This is a genomic window from Bacillus sp. HMSC036E02 (assembly GCF_001836235.1).
GTDB lineage: Bacteria > Bacillota > Bacilli > Bacillales > Bacillaceae_G > Bacillus_A > Bacillus_A cereus.
Map to the genome: position 1 here is coordinate 94,552 of NZ_KV827831.1, position 25,347 is coordinate 119,898.

A 25,347-nucleotide genomic window follows, 5' to 3' on the forward strand; every position below is an offset into this window, starting at 1 on the left:
AATTTTCCTCTCTAAGTTTATTATACAAGTAATAAAGATGTATTTGGTGTTCAATTGTATCTCGCTTAATATTTTTAAGTCGAGATTTTATTTTTTATTAAAAGTTACTTGACTAAAGTAAGTGGCTATATTACAATCACTTACATAAGGTAATTAAATAACAAAAAGTTACAATGGCGTAACTTAAGGTATCTATTGGAACTTTTTCTTAGAATAAGAATTTTTATGATGATGAATAATGAATATGAAAAGAAAGATTAGGTGAAGAAAATGGGACTATTTAGCTCATTATTTGGTAAAAAAGAAGAAAATAAGAATGTAGAGGGGAATAAAAAAATGTCAAAAGTATTATTTGTAAAAGCAAACGATCGTCCAGCGGAGCAAGCAGTTAGTTCAAAAATGTATGAAACATTTGTAAGTACTTATAAAGAAGCAAATCCAAATACAGAAATTACGGAATTAGATTTATTTGCATTAGATCTTCCTTATTACGGAAATATCGCGATTTCAGGTGGATATAAACGTAGCCAAGGTATGGAGTTAACAGCTGAAGAGGAGAAGGCAGTTGCTACAGTAGATCAATATTTAAATCAGTTTTTAGAAGCTGATAAGGTTGTATTTGCATTCCCATTATGGAACTTTACAGTACCAGCACCATTAATCACATATATTTCATACTTATCTCAAGCTGGAAAAACGTTTAAATATACAGCAAATGGCCCAGAAGGTTTAGTTGGTGGTAAGAAAGTAGTTGTGTTAGGTGCTCGTGGTTCAGATTACTCTTCAGAACAAATGGCTCCTATGGAAATGGCAGTTAATTACGTAACAACTGTACTTGGATTCTGGGGAATTACAAATCCAGAGACAGTTGTAATTGAAGGACACAATCAATATCCAGATCGTTCACAACAAATTGTTGAAGAAGGTCTAGAAAACGTTAAAAAAGTAGCAGCGAAATTTTAATTTATGATAGTAAATGGAAAAACCAACATGGATGACCGTGTTGGTTTTTTAGTCTATTTTTCATGTTAAAAAATGTATATTTATAAAATAAAAGAAAAGTTCGAAAATAGTATTGCAAAATATTATATAGCAAACTATAATGAGTTCAAGAATAGTTGATACTTAAATTAAATATTCAGAAAATTCAATTAGTTAAAATTGGAAAATGAGATAAGGAAATTTGAATGGGGGTTATATTATGGCGAATAAAGTACCGTTTTCGTTCATAGTAGTTATTGGATTAATGTTATTTGCACTATTTTTTGGAGCAGGAAATTTAATTTTCCCAGCGATGCTTGGTCAATCAGCAGGAGAGAATGTATGGATTGCTAACGCTGGATTTTTAGTAACTGGTGTTGGATTACCATTACTAGGTGTACTAGCATTTGGTTTTTCAGGTAAAGATGATTTACAGTCATTAGCAAGTCGTGCTCACCCAGTGTTCGGGATTGTATTTACAACAGTTTTATACTTAGCGATCGGTCCATTATTTGCAATACCGAGAACAGGAAATGTATCTTATGAAATTGGTCTTAAGCCGTTTATGCCAGAGGGAGTAGGTTCTACACCTTTAATTCTTTTCACAATTATATTCTTTAGCATCACTTGTTTTTTTTCGCTAAATCCCGCGAAAATTGTCGATATTGTTGGAAAAATTTTAACGCCAATTAAGTTGACTTTCATCGGTATTTTAGTAATCGTTGCTTTTATACATCCGATTGGAGATATGCAAGCACCAGTGGAAGCTTATACATCACATGCATTCTTTAAAGGATTCCAAGAAGGATACTTAACGATGGATACGCTTGCATCATTCGTATTCGGGATTATCATCATCAATGCTATTAAAGAAAAAGGTGCGAAAACGAAAACACAAATTATGGTCGTTTGTGCAAAAGCGACAATAATTGCAGCATCTATTTTAGCAATTATCTATACAGCTCTTTCTTATATGGGTGCTTCAAGTGTTGCAAAGCTTGGACATTTAGAAAACGGCGGAGAAGTATTAGCGAAAGTTTCTAACTACTATTTCGGATCATATGGCGGAGTATTATTAGGATTAATGATTACAGTAGCTTGTTTAACAACTAGTGTGGGACTTGTATCAGCATGTTCTTCATTCTTCCATAAGTTATTCCCAAATGTTCCTTACAAAGCAATTGCAATCACGCTATGTGTATTTAGTGCAATTGTTGCAAACGTAGGATTAACACAGTTAATCGCAGTTTCTGTTCCAGTATTAACAGCAATTTATCCACTAGCAATCGTATTGATTTTCTTAACATTCTTCCATTCATTATTCAAAGGAAGAGCTGAAGTTTATCAAGTGAGCTTAATCGTAACATTTATCATCAGCTTATTCGATGGATTAAGTGCAGCTGGAGTTAACATTGAAGTAGTAAGCCAAGTGTTCACTAAATTCCTTCCGATGCAGGAAGTAGGATTAGGCTGGATCTTCCCAGCGATTATCGGTGGATTTATCGGATATGGCATTAGCGTTGTAAAAGCAAAAAATCAAGTTCAACCAGCAACTAGAGCGGATAAGAAAATAGGTTAAATAAAAAAGTTATAGAACTTGTTTCTATAACTTTTTTTGTTACTATTAATAATGAGAAAAAATAAAGTAGTAGGGGAAATAAAATGAAAAAAACAATTGATCATATCGGAATCGCAGTTCGTGATATAGATAGTACCATACGTTTTTATGAACAGGTTCTATCAGGAGAATTAATAGATCGTTACGTAAGTGAGGCACCAGGTGTAGAAAGCGAAGTAGCCATTCTTGAAGTGGATGGAGATAGAATTGAATTACTTGCGCCGACAAATAACACCACTTCACCAATTGCCCGATTTATAAAACAAAAAGGTAAAGGTGTACATCATGTTGCGTATCGTGTCGATGATTTAGATGTGGCTCTAGAAGAGTTAAAAGAACAAGGTATTCGGACATTAGAGCATACACTACGCATTAATAAGCACGGTAGAAGGTTAATTTATCTTAACCCAGCGGATACTGAAGGAACGATTATCGAGTATTGTGATTATCCGGAAGAGAAATAGAAGAGGGATATTTTTTTAAAGGTGTTACGTAATAACGTAATACCTTTTTATTTATGTATTTCACATTTTCTTCACAAATGATTCACGATAACTTTTCTTCTTTGATAACTTACATAAATATATTTTATGATATAATAACAATCGGCTTTAAAAATGTAAGTTGTATCTATCGTGATAGTTACTATTATATTAGAAGTTTATATTTAATCAGGTTAATATTTCGCCCGAGAATCAAACTTCGGAAGTTAAAGTAATGAAAATAGAGCAATGAGGAAGAAAGAAGTGAAATGAGTGTGAAAGTAATGAGAAGATTAGGGACATGGCTATTACTTGTGTGTGTGCTTATCATATTGATACCGCAAAGTGCATCTGCTCATGCGTACGTTGTGAAATCAAACCCTACTGAAAATGAAACATTGAAGAAAGCACCATCTGTTGTAAAAATCGAATTCGATGAGGACATACAAGTTTCAAGTTTTAATACATTGTACGTGAGAGATACATCAGGTAAAAGGGTCGATTTAAAAGATGCTCATATTGATAAAAAAAATAAAAAGCTATTAGAAGCTGGATTAAAAGACAATCTCAAAAATGGTCTTTACTCTATTCAGTGGAAAGTGATTTCAGCTGATGGACATCCAATTCAAGGAGTTATCCCGTTCCGGGTTGGATTAGCGGAAGCGGAAACAGACGATATACAAGTGGAAGAGATGGGCTACGTCCCACAAATCGATATGATTATGGAACGTGGAATTTTATATACAAGTTTCTCACTATTTATAGGAGTGCTATTCTTTAATCTTATTATGTATAAAGGCAATGCAACCTCGGTTCGATCAAGGAGTAAGAACATAATATGGATCTCTTTATTTGGGATATTGATTAGCTTGTTATTCAATCTACCACTGCAAGCGAAAATAAATGCTGATGTTTCATGGCTAGAAGCATTCAATCCTTTACTATTAAAAGAAACATTACAGCTTTCTGTTTTTGGTTATGTATGGATTACTCAAATGGTTCTCATTAGTACGCTTATAATTGTTACGTATTTTGCGGTGAAGCATGAGAAGTTTTCGTCGTTTAAAGTATGGAGTATTCCAATACTATTGTTTATAGGGCTACTTGTTATGAAGGCCTTTAATAGTCACGCATACGGTTTAAAGTTTAAAGACATTGCTGTCGTTATGGATTTTCTACATTTATTAGCAGCTTCATTATGGGTTGGTGGTTTATCATCTATTATTCTTCTTTTATGTAAAGAGGATAATAAGTGGCATATGTATTGGGATATGATTAAGCGTTTTTCACCGTGGGCAACAGGTGCTGTCATTGTGATTTTAATAACAGGCCTTTTTAATAGTACATTTTTTATTCCAACAATCCACTCGTTATTTGATACGAAGTATGGATTGGCTTTATTAGCAAAGATACTATTATTTATTTTCATGGGGATATTGGGAATTATTCATTATGTGAAAGGGAGAATAAGAGCGCAGCAAGGATTAGGAGCTACGGTGAAAGTAGAGTTTGTCATTGGAATTATCATTTTCGTAATCGTAGCTTTTATGACAAACGTACAAACACCACCGATGCCTCCTACTGGACCATTTACAGAGAGTAAGCAATTAGATAATGGATATGAACTTACGCTAAATGTAAGTCCGAATAAGGTAGGACAAAATAAATTCCATATTACACTAAAGGACGAAAAGGGACAGCCTGTTACTGATATGGAACAAATGATATTGACGACTCAATCATTAGATATGAACATGGGAAAAGGTTCATTTAAAGTTTCAGTAGTTTCACCAGGAGAATATGAAGCAGAAGGTATGTATATTAATATGACAGGAAACTGGAATATACATGTTCATGGATTAACAAAATCTCTTGATAGTTTCGATACAGATTTTAAATTTATTGTAGGTGGCAGATAAAATTTTACCAATCATGCTGCTAGCGAGTAGCAGGATAAACAGATGTTATAGATGAAAAGGAGTAAATAGAAAATGAAACGTATAAAAAAATTAGGAACAACAATGATCGCAACAATTATTGCAATGGGAATGTTTTCGTTACCTGTTAGTGCGCACGTCACTGTAAAACCAGCAACTTCTGACGTTGGTTCTTGGGAGACTTATACGATAAAAGTACCAGTTGAAAAAAATGTAGCAACGACAAAAGTTACACTGAAAATACCGTCTGGAGTGGAGTTCCAACAGTATGAACCAGTGCCAGGATGGAAAGTTGAGGAGCAAAAAGATAATGCCGGAAAAGTTAAAACTGTAGTATGGGAAGCGACAGGAGAAGGAATTTTAACAGGTCAGTTCCAGCGATTTACTTTCGTCGCTAAAAATCCGGATAAAGAGCAAAAAATAGCTTGGGACGCATATCAACAATATAAAGATGGAGAAATTGTTGAATGGACAGGTGATGAAAAAGCTGAAAAACCGCATTCACTTACTACAATTGCAAAAGGTACGTCATTAACAGGAGAACATGGTGAAGTGTCTAGTGTAGAAAAAAATGAAGGTACTAGTAATATGCAATTGATAGCAATTGTCTTATCTATTTTTGCCATAGTATCGTCGGTAAGTGCGTGTGTTTTTGTAGTACGTCGTAAAAAGTAAGACGTAAGAAAGAGCCTACAAACAGTAGGCTCTTTCTTACGTTTATTTCAATTCAACTTGCTGCCTTACAGCAAGTGTTTTCGGTTTTATATTTACAAAACAAATACTCACAACAATAAATAATAGTCCGATGAATAAGCTAATGGTAATAGCCTCATGTAAGAAAATTGAACTTACAATAATAGCTATTAGTGGAATGAGGAATGTATAAGCCCCAACTTTACTTGCTTCACCAGCTCCAACAAGTGTGAAGTATGCAAGCCACCCCATTGCAATAACAAAGAATGAAATAAAGAGAAGTACGCTAACAAATGGCATACTCCAAGCGATACTAGACCAGCTTTCAAACTCTGAACCAAATCCAATTAAGCAAAGGCCACCAATAATAAGCTGAAGTGTTACCATCCAAATGGCATTAACACGGTGACCAGTCTTCTTAATAAATACTGTGCCAAGTGCCCAGCCGATAGCGCATCCTAACGCGAGAAGGATTCCAATGATAGAAATATGTCCTGTTAAACTGCTAGAGCTAATAACACCTACACCAATAAATCCGAGAACAAGCCCGAAAATTTTCAAGCCGTACATTGATTCTTCAAGCCATATCCACGAGAAAATACCGAGTAAAACTGGTTGTAGAAATACAATGGCGGAAAATAACCCAGCAGGCATATATTGAAGGCCGACAGTTTGTAATCCGTAAAATATAATGATGTTAAGTAAAGAAGAAATAACGTATAAATGCCACGTTTCTTTTAAATGTAACTCTTTGTATTTCGGTAATGCGAACAGGAGTAAAATGAATCCTCCAATTAAAGTTCGAACGCCTGCAAATAAAACAGGTGGTGTATAATGCAGGGCAAACTTTGATAAAGGCCAATTGATTCCCCACATGAAAACGAGAAAGGTAAGGATGATGGCCGTCTTAGTTCGAGAAAGCTGTGTCACTGAAAGACCTCCTTGTTGTTATTCATTTCACTATGATATGATATCGACTGTAATAAATAAAATGAATCTTTTTTATGAGGAGTATAAGTGATTAGTTATGACCATTACACAACTGCAAGTATTAATAAAAACTGTTGAGTTAGGTAGTTTTACGAAAGCTGCCAGGGTATTAAATATGACGCAGCCAGCTGTTAGTCATGCGATTTCAAGTATTGAGTCAGAGTTAGGAGTTACTATTCTTATACGTGATAAACGAAAAGGGCTCCTCGTTACGGATGTAGGAAACAGGATTCTTGTACATATTAGAGAGATTTTGAACGGTGTAGAGAAGATTGAACAAGAAGTTGCGATGGAGAAAGGACACGAAGTTGGGACGATTCGAATTGGTAGTTTTCCGAGTGCTTCTGCACATTTCTTACCCAAAATGATAAACCTTTTTAAGGAGAAGTATCCGAAATTAGAAGTGGTTCTTTGTGAAGGAACGATTAAAGAAGTTGAAGATTGGTTAGTATCGAGGGTTATTGATATAGGAATTGTTATTTTGCCTAATAAAGATATGGAGATTGTTCCATTAACGAAGGGGAAAATGGTTGCTATCTTAAGAGAGGATCATCCTCTCTGTAAGAAGGACTCTATTACAATTAGTGATTTAGAGAATGAACCAATCATATTATGTAAGGGCGGATACGAACCACCTATTATTGATATGTTTAAACAAGCAAACGTACCACTTCGGGCTGAGTATGTAATTTCGACAGTTACTACAGCTTTAAATATGATTCAAGAAGGATTAGGCATTGCAATATTAGCTGAATTATCTTTAACGAATTTACCAAAAAATGTGCAAACGAGAGAATTGGAACCACAAGTATGGAGAGAAATTGCTTTAGCTGTTCCTTCATTAAAGGATTCTTCAATCGCTGTGCAGCTATTTATTGAAGAATTTCAATCGCTATTTGCAGAATAAAAAGAGGTGTCTCATATATCATAATGGGACACTTTTTAATTTACTTATAAAAAATCTATGAAAAGGATTGACTTATTTTTCAGTTGTAACTATAATGATTACATCGAGGTGGTGATTACGATGAAAATTAGTAGCCGCTTTTCCATAGCTGTTCATATTTTATCTATTTTGAAAAACAATCCATCTTCACTTTGTACTTCAGACTATATGGCTGAGAGTGTCAATACAAATCCAGTAGTCATTCGTAAAATCATGTCGTACTTGAAACAAGCTGGCTTTGTTTACGTAAATCGTGGACCGGGTGGCGCGGGATTACTAAAGGATTTACATGAAATCACATTGTTAGATGTGTATCATGCAGTGAACGTAGTCGAAGAAGACAAGCTATTTCATATTCACGAGCAACCAAATCCAGATTGTCCAATTGGGGCGAATATTCAAGCGGTGTTAGAAATTATTTTAATTCAAGCACAATCCGCGATGGAAGAAGTTTTGAGAAATATTACGATGGGGCAGTTGTTTGAAACTTTGCAAGAAAAAATGAATGCTTAAATAATATTTATATTTTTTTATCATTAATGTAACTGATTTGATTACAACGATAAGGTAAGGTGTAAAAGTTATGACTGTAAAAATGAAAGTATACTCAGATTTTATATGTCCGTTTTGTTTTTTAGCAAAAGGTCCATTAGATGAGGTAGCGAAAGAGAAAGATGTAGAGATTGAATGGATGCCATTTGAATTACGTCCAAGTCCATATTCAAAAATAGATCCATGGAATGAACCAGAAAAATTAGGTTCATGGGATGCTTTCATTCTTCCGACAGCGAAGAAATTAGGAATCGATATGCGCTTGCCACGTGTTTCACCGCACCCATATACACATTTAGCTTTCGAAGGATGTCAATTTGCAAAAGAACGTGGACTAGGTAATGAGTATCACCACCGCGTATTCACAGCATTTTTCCAAGAAGAGCAAAACATTGAAGATATTGATGTGTTAACAAAATTAGCGGTAGAAGTAGGACTTCCTGAAGCAGAATTTAAAGATGCTTTAGTAACTCGTAAATATAAGGAAAAACATCAAGAAGCAATTCAGCACGCATATGATGAAGCGAATATTATGGCTGTTCCAACTGTCATGATTGGAGATGAAGTCATTCAAGGGCTTGCTAGTAAAGAAACACTAGAAAGGGTCATTGATAAAGAAATTGAAAAGGATAAAACAAATTCATTTGAAGGTATGCAATGTAATACCGATGGATATTGCTAATTAGCTTGTTATGAAATAACAAAATAAATTATAAAACAAACATTTGGAGGAATTAAAATGTCAGCAACTACAACAAACTTAAAAGAAGCAATTGTGAACCGCCGTTCAATTCGTAAAGTAGCAAAAAACGATGCAATTACGAAAGACAGAATTGAAGAAGTGTTAAAAACAGCTTTACACGCACCAACATCTTTCAATATGCAAAGTGGTCGTATGGTTGTATTAATGGATGGAGAGCATGAAAAGTTTTGGGATATCGTTAAAGAAACACTAAGAGCCCGCGTACCAGCAGAAAACTTTGAAGCGACTGTAGAAAGACTAAAAGGCTTCCATGCAGGTGTAGGAACAGTTCTATTCTTTGAAGATCAAGCAACTGTAGAAAAAATGCAAGAAAATGCGCCATTATATAAAGATCAGTTCCCATTCTGGTCTCATCAAGGAAATGCGATGTTACAACATACTGTGTGGATGCTATTATCTGCTGAAGGAATTGGAGCGTCATTACAACATTACAACCCAATCGTAGATGCTGAAGTGAAAGAAACTTGGAACATTCCGGCAGAGTGGAGCTTAGTAGGTCAAATGCCATTTGGTGAACCAAACGAACAACCAGCAGAAAGAACGTTCTTACCTACTGAAGATGTAGTGAAATTTTATTAAGAAATACAATATGTAACGAGAAGGAAGCTGTGCTTAAAAACAGCTTCCTTTTTTGTAGTGGTGTTAATTTATGCGTATTTAGGGAAGAAATATAAGAAATAATACGGTGAGAAGGGAATTAGAAAAATGAATGATGAGAAAAAATATACAGTGGTAGGTACTGATGTTGAGGAAGTAAAGCGTTTAAATAAAAATTCAGGGTTAACGTATAATCAAGTGAAAGAAATGTTAGCAAAGCAAATGCAAAAAAAGAAGTAATTAGATTGAAATCTTTCATTTTTTCATTTAGCATTTTGATTGGAGAGAGTTAAGTAAAAGGTAACTCTCTTTTTTGTATAGCTAAGCATCTTATAGAGTGGAGGAAGCAACATGAAGAAATGGGTAAAGGTAACGCTGTCTATCACTGGAGGCATTGTCTTATTAGCGTGTGCTGGTGGATATTACGTGTATAAAAATTATTTTCCAAAGGAATCTGAGCGTATTGTATATGATAAAGAAAGAGTGCTACAACCGATACATAATCAGCTTAAAGGAATCAATATAGAAAATGTAAAGATAAAAGAAAAAGAAGTCGTAAATGCGACTGTAGATGAGCTTCAAAAAATGATTGATGATGGAAAGTTGTCATATGAAGAATTAACGAGTATTTATCTCTTTAGAATACAAGAACATGATCAAAATGGAATAACATTAAATTCTGTTACAGAGATAAATCCTAATGCGATGGAAGAAGCAAGAAAGTTAGATCAAGAGCGGGGTAGAAACAAAAATTCGAATTTATATGGTATTCCTGTCGTTGTAAAAGATAATGTACAGACGGAAAAAGTGATGCCGACTAGTGCAGGAACTTATGTATTAAAAGATTGGATTGCAGATCAAGACGCAACAATTGTGAAGCAGTTGAAAGAAGAAGGAGCATTTGTTTTAGGAAAAGCGAATATGTCTGAGTGGGCGAACTATTTATCTTTTACAATGCCAAGTGGGTATAGCGGGAAGAAAGGACAAAATTTAAACCCGTACGGTCCGATTACATTCGATACTTCAGGATCAAGTTCAGGATCTGCTACAGTAGTTGCAGCAGATTTTGCACCGCTTGCAATTGGAACAGAAACGACGGGATCGATTGTTGCACCAGCGGCGCAGCAATCAGTAGTTGGGTTACGTCCATCTTTAGGTATGGTAAGTAGAACAGGAATTATTCCGTTAGTTGAAACTCTTGATACAGCAGGACCTATGGCAAGAACGGTAAAAGATGCAGCAACGTTATTTAATGCAATGATAGGTTATGACGAAAAAGATGTTATGACAGAAAAAATGAAAGATAAAGAAAGAATTGATTATACAAAGGATTTATCAATAGATGGATTAAAAGGGAAAAAGATAGGGCTTCTTTTTTCTGTAGACCAACAAGATGAAAATAGAAAAGCAGTAGCAGAAAAAATTAGAAAAGACCTTCAAGATGCAAGTGCGATATTAACTGATAATATCCAGTTAAGTGCTGAGGGTGTAGATAATTTGCAAACATTAGAATATGAGTTCAAGCATAATGTAAACGACTATCTTTCACAGCAAAAGAATGTACCGGTAAAATCGTTAGAAGAGATTATAGCGTTTAATAAAAAGGATAGTAAAAGACGAATAAAATACGGACAAACATTAATTGAAGGGTCTGAAAAATCTGTTATAACGAAAGAAGAGTTTGAAAACGTAGTGCAAACGAGTCAAGAAAATGCAAGAAAAGAGCTAGATAGGTATTTAGTAGAAAAAGGTTTGGATGCTCTAGTTATGATTAATAACGATGAAGTTCTTCTATCAGCTGTAGCTGGTTATCCGGAATTAGCGGTTCCTGCTGGATATGATAAAAATGGAGAACCAATCGGTGTAGTGTTTGTAGGGAAACAGTTTGGTGAAAAAGAGCTTTTCAATATTGGATATGCGTATGAACAGCAGTCTAAAAATAGAAAATTACCTAGTTTATAAAAGATTATATGAAAAATAACTGGAATCCACCGAAATATGTTGGTGGATTCCAGTTAAACGAATCTAACAATATGAAAAGAAAAAAAGGATTCTTCTCAATTAGTAAGAAAGATTGTCTATAGGAGTTCATAAAATGTAATATATTCAATTTCCATCCATTGAAGGGGGAGGTTAATTCTTAATGAATGAAGTAAAGAGTTTTTTTCGAAGTAGAGGGTTTCAACGGTTTCTCGTTTTAATAATAGTAGCGCTTGTATTATACGCATTAAAAAGTATGATTAATTTAATATTAATTACGTTTATACTGACGTTTTTAATGGATCGATTTCAACGTTTTATTTCAAGAAAATTGAAAGTAAACCGGAAAATTGTTATTGCATGTTTATATATAATACTAGTTTCCTTTATAGGCACAACGTTATATAAATATTTACCTGTGCTGACGATACAAATTTCACAATTAATTTATCAGTTTAAACTATTTTTTCAAAATCCACCTGATAATGAAATCGTTAAATATGCACTTTCGACAATTAATGGGATGGAAGTATCAAAATATATAGAACAAGGTGTAGATGTCATATATCAATCAATAGCAAATATAGGGAAGGTAAGTTTACAAATATTATTATCTCTAATTTTAAGCTTATTTTTCTTATTAGAAAAAGAGCGTATTATTACATTTACATCTAAGTTTAAAGATAGTAAGTTAAAAATCTTTTATGAGGAAATTGCATATTTTGGTGAAAGATTTGCAAGATCGTTCGGAAAAGTAATTGAAGCTCAGTTTTTAATTGCCGTGGTAAATTGTATTCTTACTGTTATTGCATTAATCGTTTTAGGATTTCCACAGCTACTTGTATTAGCTGTTATGATTTTCTTACTAGGCTTGATTCCTGTTGCAGGTGTGATTATTTCTTTGTTTCCACTTTGTATCATTGCTTACAACGTAGGCGGAGTTATGTACGTAGTATACATACTCGTATTCATAACAGTAATCCATGCTCTTGAAAGTTATTTTTTAAATCCGAAGTTTATGTCTGCAAAAACAAATTTACCAATATTCTACACATTTATGATTCTTATCTTCTCAGAGCATTTCCTCGGAATATGGGGGCTTATTATCGGGATACCAATCTTTATCTTTTTATTAGATGTACTTGATATAAATAATGAGGATGCGACTAAAAAATAAGAAATGATAGAAAATCACAAAAAGTCATAGGAGATAATGAAAATAAAAAGCAATCCAAAATAAATTGGATTGCTTTTTATTTTCATTAAAGAACCGGAGCCATTGTTTCTTTCAATACTTGAACAGAGTGATCGAATTTTAATTCTTCATCTTCACTTAATTCAACTTCTAAAATTTCACGAACACCGCCGCGATTTAAAACAGCAGGTACCCCTATATAAACATCTTTTTGACCATATTGCCCTTCTAAGTAAGCTGATACAGTTAATACACTATTTTCGTCGTTTAAAATTGCTTTTGTAACACGTAGAAGTGACATGCCGATACCATAATAAGTTGCGCCTTTACGCTCAATAATATGGTAAGCTGCATCACGGACGTTTATGAAAATTTTGTCTAAATCTTCTTGATTATACGTGTTGTCTTTTTCAAGCAGTGTTTGTAGTTTTTGGATACCAACGGAAACATGGCTCCAAACTGGAAGTTCAGTATCGCCGTGTTCTCCGATAATATAAGCGTGAATGTTGTGTGGACCAATATCGAAGTACTCACCTAACATATAGCGGAAACGAGCAGAATCAAGCGTTGTACCAGAACCGATTACACGTTCTTTCGGTAAACCAGATTCTTTCCAAGTTACATAAGTTAAAATATCTACAGGGTTTGTTGCGATTAAGAAGATGCCATCAAATCCGCTATCCATAATACTGCGAACGATTTGTTTAAAGATTTTGGCGTTTTTCTCAACTAAATCTAAACGTGTTTCGCCTGGCTTTTGTGGTAATCCAGCTGTAATAACTACAAGGTCAGCATCTTTACAATCTTCGTAGCTGCCTTTCCATACTCTAGTTGGAGCTGGTGCGAATGGAACAGCATGACTTAAATCCATTGCTTCTCCTTCAGCTTTTGCCTCATTTACATCGACTAAAACAAATTCTTCAGCTACGGCTTGGTTAATCATGCAGTAAGCATAACTACATCCAACTGCTCCTGTTCCTACTAATACAACACGGTTAATACCTTTTTTCATTTCAAAATTCCTCGCAATTTCATTGGTTTTGTTATGTAAGATAATACGTCTTACTTCTATAGAGTCATATCTAGTTTATTACATTTTATAAAAGATATTCAAGTATTTGAAAATGTATCCGTGCAAATCCGCGAACAAAACATAGGAATTCAGTGAACCGAATATAATTCAGTAAAATCCTTTGTAAAAGGGGAAATGGCATGGGGAACCCATTAGCAATGGAAGAAATGCTTCATATTATTCATGCAGGGCTTTTTAAAAAGAATAACCCAAAACGGATTACGATTGCAGGTGCAGGGATTTCTGGATTAGTTGCAGGTTCTTTATTAAAAGAGGCTGGGCACGAAGTAACGATTATAGAAGCAAATAACAGAATAGGTGGCAGGGTGTATACGATTCGGGAACCATTTAGTGTGGGTTTATATTTTAATGCGGGACCGATGAGAATCCCTGACACCCATAAGTTAACCTTAGCGTATATTCATAAATTTAAACTACCTTTAAACCTTTTTATAAATAAAACTTTTGCAGATATCATTTATACGAATAACATTCAAACGAGATTGAATGTGTTTGAAAATGATCCAAGTGTACTTGAATATCCGGTTTTGGATAAAGAAAAAGGAAAAACGGCAGAAGAGCTAATGATTGAAGTATTAGAACCAATACTAAATTATATTAAGAAGGATCCTGATAAAAACTGGCTTATCGTTGAAAAAAAGTATAAAACGTATTCGCTTGGTTCATTTTTAATGGAGTATTATTCAGATGGTGCAATAGATATGATTGGGGTACTTCTTGATATGGAAGCTTATATGGGAATGTCCTTAATTGAAGTATTACGTGAAATGATTTTCTTTACTTCAACAACGAAATATTATGAAATAACTGGTGGAATGGATAAGTTATCGAATGCATTCTTACCACAATTAAGGGAACATATTTTAATGCAGTATAAGGTTGATAAAATTATACAAGAAGATAATAAAGTAATGTTACAAGGAAATCATGAACAAACGCTAGAGCAATTTACAATAACAAGTGATTTTGCTATTATTACAATTCCATTTTCAGCGTTAAGATTTGTAGAAGTTCAGCCATACTATTTATTCTCTTATTTTAAAAAAAGAGCAATTCGTGAATTAAATTATATTGCTGCAACTAAAATTGCAATAGAGTTTAAAAGTAGATTTTGGGAGAAAGCGGGACAGTGTGGAGGTAAATCTATTACTGATTTACCGATACGGTTTACATACTATCCGAGTTATGGCATTCATACTCCAGGACCAGCTATCGTTATAGCAAGTTATACGTGGGCAGATGAGGCGTTAACATGGGATAGTCTCCCGCAAAGAGATCGTATTCGTTACGCATTAAAAAATTTAGCGGAAATATACGGTGACATCGTCTATAGTGAGTTTGTCACTGGAACATCTTTTAGCTGGAGTAAAAATCCGTATTCTTGCGGTGCATTTACAGCTTTCGAACCAGGCCAAGAGCTCGAGTTATTTCCGTATATTACACCACCATCTGGAAAAGTACACTTTGCAGGAGAGCATACGACATTAACACATGGGTGGATGCAAGGGGCAATTGAGTCTGGAGTTAGAGTTGCATATGAAGTAAATGAACAGTGAATCTCTTATATTTACAAATGGTCATTCTTTTAATAAAATAATAAGTATAAATCGTAATTATTACGCTTTGAATACATTTGAAGTAAAGAAATGGATGGTCGGTTGAATGAATAAAGTGGAGATTCATATATTAGGTGGTTTTTTAGGTAGTGGAAAATCAACATTATTACAAAATTTATTGTTAGCAGAGAAAAAGAAGAATAGAAAAGTTGCAGTATTAATGAATGAAATTGGTGAATACTCAGTAGATACAGATATTATTGGAAAAGAGAATGTTTTAAGAGAACTTCTTAAAGGATGTATTTGTTGTACATTAAAAGAAGAGCTTGAAATACAATTACATTCGTTATACCAACAAGAAAGACCAGATGTAATTTATATAGAAACGACAGGTGTTGCGCATCCAATTGAAGTGTTAGACGCGTGTGTCTCGCCAATTTTAGCTCCTTTTCTGGAAGTGAAATCAATTGTAGTCGTTTTAGATGCAGTAAGGTGGTTAAATCGAAGTATATTAAGTGCAAATGTACAACAGCTATTGCATGAGCAACTTAAATTTGGTAGTCACATTCTTGTTAATAAAGCAGATTTACTAACAGATGAAGATAAGAACACAGTATTTGAAGAAGTAAAGGCAATAAATGATCATGCGAAAATGTATGAGACAAAGTATTGTAATATATCTTTAAAAGATATAGAAGAAGCAGAATTTCCAAATGATGAGGAACATGAGACACTACATGTCAAACAGCATTTACATATACAAACGATGACATATCAATTTACGAAACCGATTGATCAAGACAAATTATATGAATGGCTTTCGAATTTACCAGATAGTATTTATCGAGTGAAAGGTTTTGTGAAATTCCATGGAGATAAATACCCTCACCTATTCCAATATTCGTTCGGAGTACCAACTTTATTAGAACAAGACTTCGGTTTCCCGACAAACTTAGTAGTAATAGGAGAAGGACTAGATAAGAAACAATTGGCTGAAGGGTTAGAGAAAGTAGAACTTAACTCTAATTAAGGGGAAAAGACTAACTTAAAAATAAGTTAGTCTTTTTGTATGGTCATTACTGAAATGAAACAGTATTTTCAATTGGATTGCAGAATATATATTGATTGTATGTCCGTTTCCATTACATAGGAAGGTGATTATATATTTGTGCCGAATGTAGAGGGTACTACAAGAGTTTTCCATTATCTATCGAATTAGTTAGTCATGATTACGGACAGGGGATTTTGGCGTGTTTGATTCTATCAGAAAGTAAAGTATGGGGAGGATCACAATGTCGATGAAAAAACGTAAGTGGCTAAAGACAATGTTTACTGGTTGTGTTTTAGGTTCGTTATTAATAACGGCAGCTTGTTCAGGAAAGAAAACAAGTACAGAGGATGAAAAAACGATTAAGGTAGGAGTTCTTGCTTCTTTAACAGGACCGCTAGAATCGTATGGAAAACAAACAGTGAACGGATTTGAATTAGGGTTAGACTATGCAACTGGTGGAACTGGGAAAGTAGATGGGAAAAAGATTAAGTTTGTTGTAGAAGATACAGAAACGAAAGCGGATGTAGCAGTTAAAAAAGCTACGAAGTTATTAGAAGAAGAGAAAGTTGATTTTTTAGTTGGATCGTCTAGTTCAAGTGATACGTTAGCGGTTTTACCACTGGCCGGGGAATATGAAAAGATTATGGTTGTAGAACCGGCAGTTGCGGATAGTATTACCGGGAAGAACTGGAATAAATATATTTTTAGAACTGGAAGAAGTTCCTCACAAGATGCGATTGCAGGAGCAGCAGCAATTGCGAAAAAAGATGTAAAGATTGCGACATTTGCCCCAGATAACGCTTTTGGTCGTGAAGGGATTGCTGCATTTAAAGCGGGTGCGAAAAAATTAGGTGCGAACATTGTGAATGAGCAATACGCGGATACAAATTCAACAGATTTTACAGCGAATATTCAAAATATCATTAGTTCAAAACCAGATTATTTATTTATCGTTTGGGCAGGGGCAAATTCACCTTGGAAACAGTTGAAAGATATGAATGTGGAAGCGCAAGGTATTAAAATTTCTACAGGTGCGCCAGATATACCAGCATTAAAAACAATGGATGCATTAGTAGGTATGCAAGGTTTTTCTGTATATTATCACACACTTCCAAAAAATAAAGTGAATGATTGGCTAGTTGAAGAGCATAAAAAACGTTTTAATGGTGCAGTGCCAGATTTGTTTACAGCGGGAGGAATGTCGGCAGCAATTTCTATTGTAGAAGCCTTAAAGAAAACAAAAGGTGATACAGATGTAGATACATTGATTAAGAAAATGGAAGGAATGGAATTTGATACACCGAAAGGAAAGATGAAGTTTAGAGAGAAGGACCACCAAGCGATGCAGACGCTGTATTCTATCACATTGAAAAAGCAAGATGGTGTTGATTATCCGGTGCCAGTGTTAGAGCGAGAATTAACGATGAAAGAAACAGAACCACCAGTTCAAAATAAATAGACTGAATTTTCTGTTGTTTTTGTATAAAGAGGGGGGGACCCTCTTTATACATATTTCTTTCATACTCACGGCTTTAAAGGGAGGGATTTCGTGACACATTTGCTAGAGACGAAAAATCTTAGCGTATCTTTTGGTGAACATCATGTTATTAAAGATGTAAATTTAACTGTCCAAAAAGGAAAGCTCATTTCTATTATCGGGCCAAATGGTGCGGGGAAGACAACATTATTTAATTTACTAAGTGGACAGATTTTACCTACAACAGGTGAAGTGTATTTTAAAGGGCAAGATATTACAAAACTATCGATTTCAGATCGAACACGCTTAGGAATCGGTCGCTCTTTTCAGCTTACAAACATATTCCCAGAATTAACGGTACTTGAAAATGTCCGTTTAAGTGTTCAATCATTCGTACAAGATTACTATAGTTTTTTCCCGAGTTCAGCAAAATTAAAGCAACAAGTTGGAGAGGCGAGACGTTTCTTAAAAACAGTATTACTTCACGAGAAAGAGAACGTATTAGCGAAAGATTTGGCACATGGAGAGAAAAGAAAGCTAGAACTTGCGATGTTATTAGCTTTAAAAACGGATGTGTTATTGCTTGATGAGCCGACGGCAGGTATTTCGGTTGAGGAAGTCCCTGCTATATTACAAGTGATTGAAAATATTAAGAAACATCCAGAGAGCACAATTGTACTTATCGAACACAAAATGGATATGATATTAGGTTTGTCAGATCATCTTATCGTTTTATTTCATGGAGAGTTATTGGCTGAAGGATTGCCAGAAGAAATTATGAAAGATGAGCGTGTACAAAGTGCTTATTTAGGGGGATTATATAGTGGCACTATTACAAGTGAATAATATAGAAACGTATTTAGATCAGTTTCATATTTTGCAAGGAGTATCTCTTACTGTTGAGAAAGGGACGATTACTGTACTGTTTGGTAGAAACGGGGCAGGGAAAACAACGACATTACGTTCAGTTATGGGGTTTCACCGGATTGCAGATGGTGAAATTTATTATGATAGTGCAAAAGTAAGTGGATTACCTACACATTTAATTTCAAGGAAAGGAATAGGGTATGTACCAGAAAATCAAGGTATTTTTCATGATTTGACAGTAGAAGAAACATTCGCTCTTGCTAGGGGGAAAGGTGAAGAAGTAGAAGGGAAAATAGAGTGGATGCTGGAACTATTTCCGGATTTAAAGCAGTTTTGGAATAAGAAAAGTGGGCTCTTGAGCGGAGGGCAAAAGCAAATGTTGGCTATTTCAAGAGCGTTTATTAATAGTGATGGATTATTACTTATTGATGAACCGAGCAAAGGGCTATCCCCGATAATGGTGGAGAAATTAATGGTAGCTATTTTGAAGATGAAAGAGAAAACAACAGTTTTACTTGTTGAGCAAAATTTTATGATGGCTAGTCAAATTGGTGATTATTTTTACATTATGGATAACGGACGAATTGTTCATAACGGTTTTATGAATGAATTAAAAAAGGATAAGGAAATGTGTCATAAATATTTAGGAATCTCTTAACATGAATCCGAGGTGAAAAGGATGGATGTGTTAATCAATTTATTTGTAAATGGGATTTCAACAGGGATGCTCATTTTTTTGTTAGCATCAGGTCTTTCACTTATTTTCGGTCTAATGAGCGTTTTAAACTTTGCACACGGTGGTTTATTTGCATGGGGAGCATTTACAGGTGTTTGGTTATTTAATATGACAGGAAGTTATATATTAGCTTTAGTTGGAGCAGTAGCCATGGGAATGTTCCTAGGATTTATTTTAGAAAGGTTTCTTATTAGACCGGTATATGGAAATCATGTTCGACAGCTGCTCGTTACGCTTGGAGGAATGCTCGTTCTTAGTGAGTGTATTAAAATATTTTGGGGGCCAAACCCTATTAGTGCAAAATTACCGTTATGGTTACAAGGAAGTTTTACATTCGGAGGTATTATATTAATTAAATATCGTCTATTTGTTATTTTGATTGGGATAATTATTTACATCGCACTACTACTATTACTCAAAAAGACGAAGATAGGTCTTATGATCCGTGCAGGTGTAATGGATAAAGAAATGGTTCAAGCGCTTGGTATTAATGTAAAAGCGATATTTTCTTTCGTCTTTTTATTAGGAGCAGGGATGGCAGCTTTGGGAGGATTCTTATTAGCACCGTATTCGGGCGTTATTTTCGCCGAGATGGGCATGCAGTATGCAATTTTAGCTTTTATAGTAGTAATTATCGGTGGATTAGGAAGCGTACAAGGTTCAGCTATTGCTTCTTTAATTGTTGGATTAGCTGGTGCTTTTACAGCGTATTTTATACCAGATTTATCACTTGCAATTAATATGTTAATGTTACTATTTTTCTTAATAGTGAAGCCAACTGGACTTGTTGGTGAAAAGGGGTGAAATGGTGAACAACACATCGGACCGAATTAAAGTATACTTCGGAGTATGTATGCTCATTTGTTTAAGTGTATTTCCGTTCGTAAATGATTCACGGAGCCTGTTAATTTTGTTCACTCAAATCTTCATCTTTGCTATTTTTGCAATGAGTTTTGATGTATTGCTTGGGTATACAGGAATTGTATCGTTCGGTCATTGTATGTTCTTTGGGATAGGAGCATATGGGGTAGCGCTTTTATTTGATCGACAAGGCGTATCAATAACGAACTTTTTAATTGGAATAGTAGCTGCAATTATCGTTTCAGCAATCGTTAGTTATATAATTGGTTTGCTTTCTTTACGATTGAAAAGTCATTTTTATGCAATGTTAACACTTGCTATTTCACAGTTGTTTTTCGTCCTTGCTGAAAAATGGCGTGGGCTCACTCACGGAGGAGATGGTTTTACATTTGGTGTACCAGACGTATTCCGTGATCGTTTTACGTTTTATTATGTAACACTTATATGTTTACTTATCATTTTTGTTCTCTTACGTCTTTTCACCAAATCTTCTATTGGAAAAGTATTAAAAGCGATTTCACAAAATGAGCAACGTGTTGAAGCACTAGGATATAAAGTGCTTCATTATAAAATTATTGCTAGCATTGTTGCAGGAGTAGTAGCTGCGATTAGCGGTGGTTTATTTGTTATTACATTACGTTTTGTTAATACGACTGTATTTTCAATTGAAATGACATTAAATGCATTATTGATGACGATGATTGGTGGGGTTGGAACGTTAATTGGAGCAATTGCAGGAGCTGGAATTATTGAATCACTAAAATATTATTTATCAGAACTAGCGACGGAATATCCGATTTTTGAAAGATGGACGATTATTCTAGGTTTATTGTATATTATCGTGCTACTCGTTTTTCCGAAAGGATTGGTTGGGACGGTTAAGGGACTGAAGAATATGAAACGGAATAAGAAGGAGAAAAGCGCAGAAGTGGAGCAAAATGTGTGAAAAATCAATTGTATAGAATATGAAAATCCCTCTTTTAGATTCATAAAGGAGGGATTTTTTATTAACCAAATAGTTCATCAGGGATTTGTTTGAAAGAGTTTTGATTTGTAAAAAAATGAACAGCTAATTTCTCAACTGGAACATCTTCAATTGGTACCAATTTATCATTTTTAATCGGCAAAAAGGCTATCCCTTTTCCGTCCTGAATAAACTCTTCCATAAGCGAATAAGAATCTAATTGTTGAAGTTGACGCTGAGATAAATTATTTTCTTTTAGAAATTGTATCGTCTTATTTCTAAAAGGACACTTTTTGTCATTACTAACGAAGAAGAGTTCCTTTGAATAGTCAATGATACATTTTTCTTGATCTTTTAGTAAGCCTATAGAAATTGAAGTAGTAAATACTTTTTTAAAACCTGCACCAGAATCATCCTCATAAGTGATGACCATATCAACTTTTTGTTGCTGCAGTAATTTTGGCAAATGACTACTATTTTCTACATATATTTGATAATTCATGAAATTTTCTTTAATACGCTTACTTAAATAATTAGTCAAAATCGATTGTGACGTCGCGATTATATAAGAAGACCCACTTGTTTTAATTTTATCTTTCGCTTCTTCTAATAGAGTTAATATTTGATTCGTGTAATCTAATAAAATGTCACCAGAAGGTAATAAGGAAACGCCTTTGTTATCTCTATGTAGTAAAGGCGTTTCTAATTCTTGTTCTAATTTTTTGATTCGCTCAGTTACGTTCGGTTGAACATAACCTAACTCTTTAGCAGCTTTACTAATAGAACCCTCACTGGCTACAGTTTTGAATATAATAAGATCATTTATTTCCATATATCTCAGCCCCTTATGCACTATCATTATAAATGATACCAAACATAATTTATACCTATTTTACGTTAGCTACTTATCGATTTATCATAATGTATATAAGATTGAAAGCGAGTGATAAACATGATTGGAATGCAATATAAGGTCATTTTGCCAAAGGATTATGACATGGAAATTATTAAGAAAAGGGTAAAGGATAATGGTTATAAAACTGATGGTTTCCAAGCACTAAATTTTAAAGCTTATTTAATTACGGAAATGGAGAAAGACGGGAATTTTTATAACTGCTATGCACCTTTATATATTTGGAATGGTCATGAAGGGATGAATAAATTTATCTTTGAAGGGTATTACGATAATATTTTACAATCGTTTGGTTGGCAACAAATACATATAGGTGTTCCATTAGTTGTTAATCTAAGTGATGATTTTAAGAAATGTAAGTATGTTGTTGAATACGTGGGGAGTATTTCTCAAAAGAATTCATTGATTGAAACTCAATTTAACTTTTTTAATAAGAATGTCCAGAATACAGAAAATTGTAAAGGGAATGTAATAGTGTATAACCCAGATAAGTGGGGGTATAGTCAGTTTGAATTTTATGAAGTAAAGCCTGAAATTGAAGAGATAGGGGATATTACATTATATGAGGTTTTACACATTTCACAGTAGATGCGGAATTGAAATAGAAATAAATTATTTATAAAAAATCCATTTTGATTCAAGTAATAATGTTCAAAATGGACTTTTCTTAATTATCTTATGTATATTCAAAACAAATTACTGCTTTTCTTAATTCTTTATTAAAGAATAAGTAAATACGATCGGCACCATAAGCTTGAAAATAATATCCTGTAACAAATCCAACATATGTAAAGGGATGTCCATATTCATCTTTTGGTACATATAGAAGATTCGTAAAGTCAAAAATTTCGTCTTCGTTATCGCAGTCTTCTAATAATTCTTCACCTTCTTCTGTCATAAAACGAACATCATCTAGGATACCATTTACCACAGGATAATTTAATCCCCAGCCATTTGTTTGTTTTTCAGCAAACTCTTGTTCTAATACTTCTACAGATGTTATTTCTTTTCCTAAGCTAGAATAAGGATAAATTTTTTGATTACGTTGAAAATACTCTTTACGGATTTGATAATCTCTTTTATTACTCTCATAGGCTTGTTCTATTATGTCAGAATTATTTTGTTCGATTTCGAAATAATTCCAATCCGCTTCAAATTTATATTTTCCATTAATGACATCGAATCCTAATGTATCTGCTTTCGTAAAATTTGTGTGAAATGGTTTGGTGAAATCACCCACGCAACCATCATGGATTTCTTTTGCTGACACAATATGTACCCATTCGTCCAATTCCGGTTCAATACATTGTAAGTTTATAGAACAAATGGGTAAAAAGTGCTTTTTATGTTGTTCCAAATCATCATAAAATATGTCTTCATATTCAGGGAATGGTTTTATAAATTGTTTAGAAATATGCATGTTCTGCCCACCTTTATATTAGTGATTTGTTTAATTTTATCATTTTATTTTAATTTTTTCTTATTTAAAAATTTATGATACACATAGTTATGGGAATAAAGAGTTCGTAAGTAAGGTGGATGTCTTATTGTTAAAATTTTATCATATGTCGAACAGTTGAGAGATGAAGCAAAGTAAGACTTCATACTTATACATAGCCTTATTACATTCGACACATAACGACAATATACTGTTCATTTATCTGTTAGTATAATATATAGTTTTTGGGGATTTTTATCATTTTTACATTGGGGGAAGGGAATTTATGTTTAAAAAAATCGCGACAGTCACTTTAGCAGGGACGTTAGCTTTCAGTTTATCGGCATGTGATGAGAAGAAAGAAGTAGCTAAAACTGTATCAAATAATACGAAGGAAGAGCAAAGTAGTGCCAAAAAAGAAAATACGAAGAATGAAGATACAAGAGAATATAATGTTGAAAAAACTACTCAAATTAGAAATCAAAAATTAACAGTCCATAAAGTACAAATAGCACAAGTGGCAGAATATGATAAGCTGGAAAAAGGTAATGAGTTTGTTATTGTTCATGTTACAGTAGAGAATATTGGTAATCAAAAAGTTAGAATTAATCCATTAGATTTTTACCTTGAAAGAGGAGATGGAAGTATCGTGGACCATACATTTTCAACTAGTAATAAAAATATTTTTAAAATTAAAGATGTAGATCCAAACGGTAAGTTAACAGGAGCTATAACATTTGAAGCGAAAAAAGGTGATTCTAATCTTGAATTAATTTATAGACCTGATGTTATGTCTAAAGAGGAAGTAAAAGTAGAACTTAAATGATTTATCCCGTAAGAGCCCAATTGGTGTAAACAAGAGCCTTTTATGCAAACTTATACAAGTTTTACATGAAGACGGTATGCTCAAATGAATTTACGGTACGATAAAAGAAAATAATAGATTAGAAGACGATGTGAATTTCAAACATATTGTTTTGAAAACAAAAAATAAATGCATGATAAGGATTGGCGTTGGAGCTTAATCCTTTTTTTATGGAGATGTAGAGAATGGCAAGTAGACCTAATACTACACGAGTGATGCCTTTAGTTAAGTAAAAGTAAGTTGAGTTATATAAAAAATGTGATTTTCTCTTGCATTACTATCACTTGAGTGGTAAAGTGATAGTAAGATTCACGATAGGAAGTGATCAAACATGCGTGATAATACGATAGGATCATTAATATGGTTACGTTTAATACGATTTACGAACCAAAGTAATCAAATGTCAAATGAGTTTTTAAAACGTTTTGATTTAACGACAGCTCAATTTGATGTGCTTTTGCAAATACGTACGTATCAACCACTAACACAAATGGAGTTAGCTGAAAAGGTAACTGTTACACAAGGTGGCATTTCTCGAATGTTAACTCGTCTTGAAAAAGAAGGATATATTGTACGAAAACAAGATTGGAAAACGAAAACAATTAGTCTTACAGAGCAAGGAGAAGCAGCTTTAGAGAGAGCATTGCCAGAGCAACTTGCATTTCAATCTTCGTTTTTTGATGATGTATTAAATGAAGAAGAGCAGAAAATATTATACGAGCTAATGACGAAAGTTCATAAGCATAGTGAAAAAAAAGAATTACCGCAAGAGTAATTTTTTTTACACTATCA

Annotated in this window: 26 protein-coding genes; 22 read left to right on the top strand and 4 right to left on the bottom strand. The window is 33.9% G+C overall.

Annotation, left to right across the window (positions count from 1 at the left end):
* Positions 1 to 270 precede the first annotated feature (270 nt).
* The 5 genes from HMPREF2590_RS09815 to HMPREF2590_RS09835 all read left to right on the top strand — a co-directional run bounded on the left by HMPREF2590_RS09815 (position 271) and on the right by HMPREF2590_RS09835 (position 5,693).
* Positions 271 to 963 (top strand): FMN-dependent NADH-azoreductase, encoded by a 693-nt coding sequence (locus HMPREF2590_RS09815; protein ID WP_000522502.1) that lies wholly within the window; start codon positions 271 to 273, stop codon positions 961 to 963.
* Positions 964 to 1,201: 238 nt separating this feature from the next.
* On the top strand, positions 1,202 to 2,560 hold the full coding sequence (gene brnQ, locus HMPREF2590_RS09820) for a branched-chain amino acid transport system II carrier protein (protein WP_001284785.1): 1,359 nt from the start codon (positions 1,202 to 1,204) through the stop codon (positions 2,558 to 2,560).
* Positions 2,561 to 2,643: 83 nt separating this feature from the next.
* Positions 2,644 to 3,063, top strand: a complete 420-nt coding sequence (locus HMPREF2590_RS09825; RefSeq protein ID WP_000750855.1) for a VOC family protein — start codon at positions 2,644 to 2,646, stop codon at positions 3,061 to 3,063.
* A 287-nt stretch (positions 3,064 to 3,350) separates the two neighbouring features.
* A complete protein-coding gene (locus HMPREF2590_RS09830) occupies positions 3,351 to 5,000 on the top strand; it encodes a copper resistance CopC/CopD family protein (RefSeq protein ID WP_000114337.1) in 1,650 nt (549 codons plus the stop codon).
* 72 nt (positions 5,001 to 5,072) lie between these two features.
* Positions 5,073 to 5,693, top strand: a complete 621-nt coding sequence (locus tag HMPREF2590_RS09835) for a YcnI family copper-binding membrane protein (protein WP_000821399.1) — start codon at positions 5,073 to 5,075, stop codon at positions 5,691 to 5,693.
* Between the two features lie 42 nt (positions 5,694 to 5,735).
* Here the strand turns inward: HMPREF2590_RS09835 and HMPREF2590_RS09840 are convergent, their stop codons facing one another.
* The gene (locus HMPREF2590_RS09840; protein ID WP_000192805.1) at positions 5,736 to 6,641 is read right to left on the bottom strand and encodes a DMT family transporter; all 906 of its coding nucleotides are present in this window, start codon (positions 6,639 to 6,641) and stop codon (positions 5,736 to 5,738) included.
* A gap of 97 nt (positions 6,642 to 6,738) precedes the next feature.
* Between HMPREF2590_RS09840 and HMPREF2590_RS09845 the strand changes: the two genes are divergently transcribed.
* The 7 genes from HMPREF2590_RS09845 (at position 6,739) to HMPREF2590_RS09875 (ending at position 12,716) form a co-directional block, all read left to right on the top strand.
* On the top strand, positions 6,739 to 7,608 hold the full coding sequence (locus HMPREF2590_RS09845) for a LysR family transcriptional regulator (RefSeq protein WP_000156771.1): 870 nt from the start codon (positions 6,739 to 6,741) through the stop codon (positions 7,606 to 7,608).
* Positions 7,609 to 7,728: 120 nt separating this feature from the next.
* The gene (locus tag HMPREF2590_RS09850) at positions 7,729 to 8,160 is read left to right on the top strand and encodes an Rrf2 family transcriptional regulator (protein WP_000704073.1); all 432 of its coding nucleotides are present in this window, start codon (positions 7,729 to 7,731) and stop codon (positions 8,158 to 8,160) included.
* Positions 8,161 to 8,230: 70 nt separating this feature from the next.
* The gene (locus tag HMPREF2590_RS09855) at positions 8,231 to 8,881 is read left to right on the top strand and encodes a DsbA family oxidoreductase (RefSeq protein WP_000216673.1); all 651 of its coding nucleotides are present in this window, start codon (positions 8,231 to 8,233) and stop codon (positions 8,879 to 8,881) included.
* 57 nt (positions 8,882 to 8,938) lie between these two features.
* Entirely contained in the window at positions 8,939 to 9,541 is a 603-nt protein-coding gene (locus HMPREF2590_RS09860; protein WP_001277009.1) for a nitroreductase family protein, read from the top strand.
* Positions 9,542 to 9,667: 126 nt separating this feature from the next.
* Positions 9,668 to 9,799 carry a hypothetical protein gene (locus HMPREF2590_RS30685; protein ID WP_000997344.1) on the top strand — a complete coding sequence of 44 codons (132 nt, stop codon included), beginning with the start codon at positions 9,668 to 9,670 and terminating at the stop codon, positions 9,797 to 9,799.
* A gap of 111 nt (positions 9,800 to 9,910) precedes the next feature.
* Positions 9,911 to 11,521, top strand: a complete 1,611-nt coding sequence (locus tag HMPREF2590_RS09870) for an amidase family protein (RefSeq protein ID WP_050821769.1) — start codon at positions 9,911 to 9,913, stop codon at positions 11,519 to 11,521.
* Between the two features lie 181 nt (positions 11,522 to 11,702).
* Positions 11,703 to 12,716: an AI-2E family transporter gene (locus HMPREF2590_RS09875; RefSeq protein ID WP_001006597.1), complete on the top strand. Its 1,014-nt coding sequence runs from the start codon at positions 11,703 to 11,705 to the stop codon at positions 12,714 to 12,716.
* Between the two features lie 85 nt (positions 12,717 to 12,801).
* Here the strand turns inward: HMPREF2590_RS09875 and HMPREF2590_RS09880 are convergent, their stop codons facing one another.
* Positions 12,802 to 13,746: an L-lactate dehydrogenase gene (locus tag HMPREF2590_RS09880; protein ID WP_000715321.1), complete on the bottom strand. Its 945-nt coding sequence runs from the start codon at positions 13,744 to 13,746 to the stop codon at positions 12,802 to 12,804.
* 200 nt (positions 13,747 to 13,946) lie between these two features.
* Between HMPREF2590_RS09880 and HMPREF2590_RS09885 the strand changes: the two genes are divergently transcribed.
* From HMPREF2590_RS09885 to HMPREF2590_RS09915, 7 genes are all read left to right on the top strand, one after another.
* Positions 13,947 to 15,383 carry a flavin monoamine oxidase family protein gene (locus HMPREF2590_RS09885; protein ID WP_000527994.1) on the top strand — a complete coding sequence of 479 codons (1,437 nt, stop codon included), beginning with the start codon at positions 13,947 to 13,949 and terminating at the stop codon, positions 15,381 to 15,383.
* Between the two features lie 106 nt (positions 15,384 to 15,489).
* Positions 15,490 to 16,413 carry a CobW family GTP-binding protein gene (locus HMPREF2590_RS09890; protein WP_001044939.1) on the top strand — a complete coding sequence of 308 codons (924 nt, stop codon included), beginning with the start codon at positions 15,490 to 15,492 and terminating at the stop codon, positions 16,411 to 16,413.
* Positions 16,414 to 16,675: 262 nt separating this feature from the next.
* Positions 16,676 to 17,893: a substrate-binding domain-containing protein gene (locus HMPREF2590_RS09895; RefSeq protein ID WP_000062000.1), complete on the top strand. Its 1,218-nt coding sequence runs from the start codon at positions 16,676 to 16,678 to the stop codon at positions 17,891 to 17,893.
* Between the two features lie 90 nt (positions 17,894 to 17,983).
* Complete coding sequence (locus HMPREF2590_RS09900) at positions 17,984 to 18,757, top strand: ABC transporter ATP-binding protein (protein ID WP_000149321.1); 774 nt, start codon at positions 17,984 to 17,986, stop codon at positions 18,755 to 18,757.
* The gene (locus HMPREF2590_RS09905; protein ID WP_001196709.1) at positions 18,735 to 19,436 is read left to right on the top strand and encodes an ABC transporter ATP-binding protein; all 702 of its coding nucleotides are present in this window, start codon (positions 18,735 to 18,737) and stop codon (positions 19,434 to 19,436) included. The genes HMPREF2590_RS09900 and HMPREF2590_RS09905 overlap by 23 nt, the downstream gene beginning before the upstream one ends.
* Positions 19,437 to 19,457: 21 nt before the next feature.
* A complete protein-coding gene (locus tag HMPREF2590_RS09910) occupies positions 19,458 to 20,318 on the top strand; it encodes a branched-chain amino acid ABC transporter permease (protein ID WP_000382787.1) in 861 nt (286 codons plus the stop codon).
* A 49-nt stretch (positions 20,319 to 20,367) separates the two neighbouring features.
* A complete protein-coding gene (locus tag HMPREF2590_RS09915; protein ID WP_002040965.1) occupies positions 20,368 to 21,321 on the top strand; it encodes a branched-chain amino acid ABC transporter permease in 954 nt (317 codons plus the stop codon).
* Positions 21,322 to 21,382: 61 nt separating this feature from the next.
* Here the strand turns inward: HMPREF2590_RS09915 and HMPREF2590_RS09920 are convergent, their stop codons facing one another.
* Entirely contained in the window at positions 21,383 to 22,171 is a 789-nt protein-coding gene (locus HMPREF2590_RS09920) for a LysR family transcriptional regulator (protein WP_000405005.1), read from the bottom strand.
* Positions 22,172 to 22,291: 120 nt separating this feature from the next.
* Between HMPREF2590_RS09920 and HMPREF2590_RS09925 the strand changes: the two genes are divergently transcribed.
* The gene (locus tag HMPREF2590_RS09925) at positions 22,292 to 22,840 is read left to right on the top strand and encodes a DUF4865 family protein (protein ID WP_000579889.1); all 549 of its coding nucleotides are present in this window, start codon (positions 22,292 to 22,294) and stop codon (positions 22,838 to 22,840) included.
* A gap of 88 nt (positions 22,841 to 22,928) precedes the next feature.
* Here the strand turns inward: HMPREF2590_RS09925 and HMPREF2590_RS09930 are convergent, their stop codons facing one another.
* The gene (locus HMPREF2590_RS09930) at positions 22,929 to 23,672 is read right to left on the bottom strand and encodes a hypothetical protein (protein ID WP_000548213.1); all 744 of its coding nucleotides are present in this window, start codon (positions 23,670 to 23,672) and stop codon (positions 22,929 to 22,931) included.
* A gap of 304 nt (positions 23,673 to 23,976) precedes the next feature.
* Here HMPREF2590_RS09930 and HMPREF2590_RS09935 point away from each other — a divergent pair, with 304 nt between their 5' ends.
* The gene (locus HMPREF2590_RS09935) at positions 23,977 to 24,516 is read left to right on the top strand and encodes a DUF4352 domain-containing protein (RefSeq protein ID WP_000473158.1); all 540 of its coding nucleotides are present in this window, start codon (positions 23,977 to 23,979) and stop codon (positions 24,514 to 24,516) included.
* A 370-nt stretch (positions 24,517 to 24,886) separates the two neighbouring features.
* On the top strand, positions 24,887 to 25,330 hold the full coding sequence (locus tag HMPREF2590_RS09940; protein ID WP_001205523.1) for a MarR family winged helix-turn-helix transcriptional regulator: 444 nt from the start codon (positions 24,887 to 24,889) through the stop codon (positions 25,328 to 25,330).
* The last annotated feature ends 17 nt before the right edge of the window (positions 25,331 to 25,347 follow it).

Bases quoted from the DNA above. Each gene is read 5' to 3' on its own strand.
- HMPREF2590_RS09860 (WP_001277009.1), top strand. From the start codon at position 8,939: ATGTCAGCAACTACAACAAACTTAAAAGAAGCAATTGTGAACCGCCGT.
- HMPREF2590_RS09875 (WP_001006597.1), top strand. From the start codon at position 11,703: ATGAATGAAGTAAAGAGTTTTTTTCGAAGTAGAGGGTTTCAACGGTTT.
- HMPREF2590_RS09890 (WP_001044939.1), top strand. From the start codon at position 15,490: ATGAATAAAGTGGAGATTCATATATTAGGTGGTTTTTTAGGTAGTGGA.
- HMPREF2590_RS09935 (WP_000473158.1), top strand. From the start codon at position 23,977: ATGTTTAAAAAAATCGCGACAGTCACTTTAGCAGGGACGTTAGCTTTC.
- HMPREF2590_RS09835 (WP_000821399.1), top strand. From the start codon at position 5,073: ATGAAACGTATAAAAAAATTAGGAACAACAATGATCGCAACAATTATT.
- HMPREF2590_RS09925 (WP_000579889.1), top strand. From the start codon at position 22,292: ATGATTGGAATGCAATATAAGGTCATTTTGCCAAAGGATTATGACATG.
- HMPREF2590_RS09915 (WP_002040965.1), top strand. From the start codon at position 20,368: ATGCTCATTTGTTTAAGTGTATTTCCGTTCGTAAATGATTCACGGAGC.
- HMPREF2590_RS09895 (WP_000062000.1), top strand. From the start codon at position 16,676: ATGTCGATGAAAAAACGTAAGTGGCTAAAGACAATGTTTACTGGTTGT.
- HMPREF2590_RS09880 (WP_000715321.1), bottom strand. From the start codon at position 13,746: ATGAAAAAAGGTATTAACCGTGTTGTATTAGTAGGAACAGGAGCAGTT.
- HMPREF2590_RS30685 (WP_000997344.1), top strand. From the start codon at position 9,668: ATGAATGATGAGAAAAAATATACAGTGGTAGGTACTGATGTTGAGGAA.
- HMPREF2590_RS09850 (WP_000704073.1), top strand. From the start codon at position 7,729: ATGAAAATTAGTAGCCGCTTTTCCATAGCTGTTCATATTTTATCTATT.
- HMPREF2590_RS09815 (WP_000522502.1), top strand. From the start codon at position 271: ATGGGACTATTTAGCTCATTATTTGGTAAAAAAGAAGAAAATAAGAAT.
- HMPREF2590_RS09845 (WP_000156771.1), top strand. From the start codon at position 6,739: ATGACCATTACACAACTGCAAGTATTAATAAAAACTGTTGAGTTAGGT.
- HMPREF2590_RS09930 (WP_000548213.1), bottom strand. From the start codon at position 23,672: ATGCATATTTCTAAACAATTTATAAAACCATTCCCTGAATATGAAGAC.
- HMPREF2590_RS09910 (WP_000382787.1), top strand. From the start codon at position 19,458: ATGGATGTGTTAATCAATTTATTTGTAAATGGGATTTCAACAGGGATG.
- HMPREF2590_RS09885 (WP_000527994.1), top strand. From the start codon at position 13,947: ATGGGGAACCCATTAGCAATGGAAGAAATGCTTCATATTATTCATGCA.
- brnQ (WP_001284785.1), top strand. From the start codon at position 1,202: ATGGCGAATAAAGTACCGTTTTCGTTCATAGTAGTTATTGGATTAATG.
- HMPREF2590_RS09920 (WP_000405005.1), bottom strand. From the start codon at position 22,171: ATGGAAATAAATGATCTTATTATATTCAAAACTGTAGCCAGTGAGGGT.
- HMPREF2590_RS09825 (WP_000750855.1), top strand. From the start codon at position 2,644: ATGAAAAAAACAATTGATCATATCGGAATCGCAGTTCGTGATATAGAT.
- HMPREF2590_RS09870 (WP_050821769.1), top strand. From the start codon at position 9,911: ATGAAGAAATGGGTAAAGGTAACGCTGTCTATCACTGGAGGCATTGTC.
- HMPREF2590_RS09830 (WP_000114337.1), top strand. From the start codon at position 3,351: ATGAGTGTGAAAGTAATGAGAAGATTAGGGACATGGCTATTACTTGTG.
- HMPREF2590_RS09855 (WP_000216673.1), top strand. From the start codon at position 8,231: ATGACTGTAAAAATGAAAGTATACTCAGATTTTATATGTCCGTTTTGT.
- HMPREF2590_RS09940 (WP_001205523.1), top strand. From the start codon at position 24,887: ATGCGTGATAATACGATAGGATCATTAATATGGTTACGTTTAATACGA.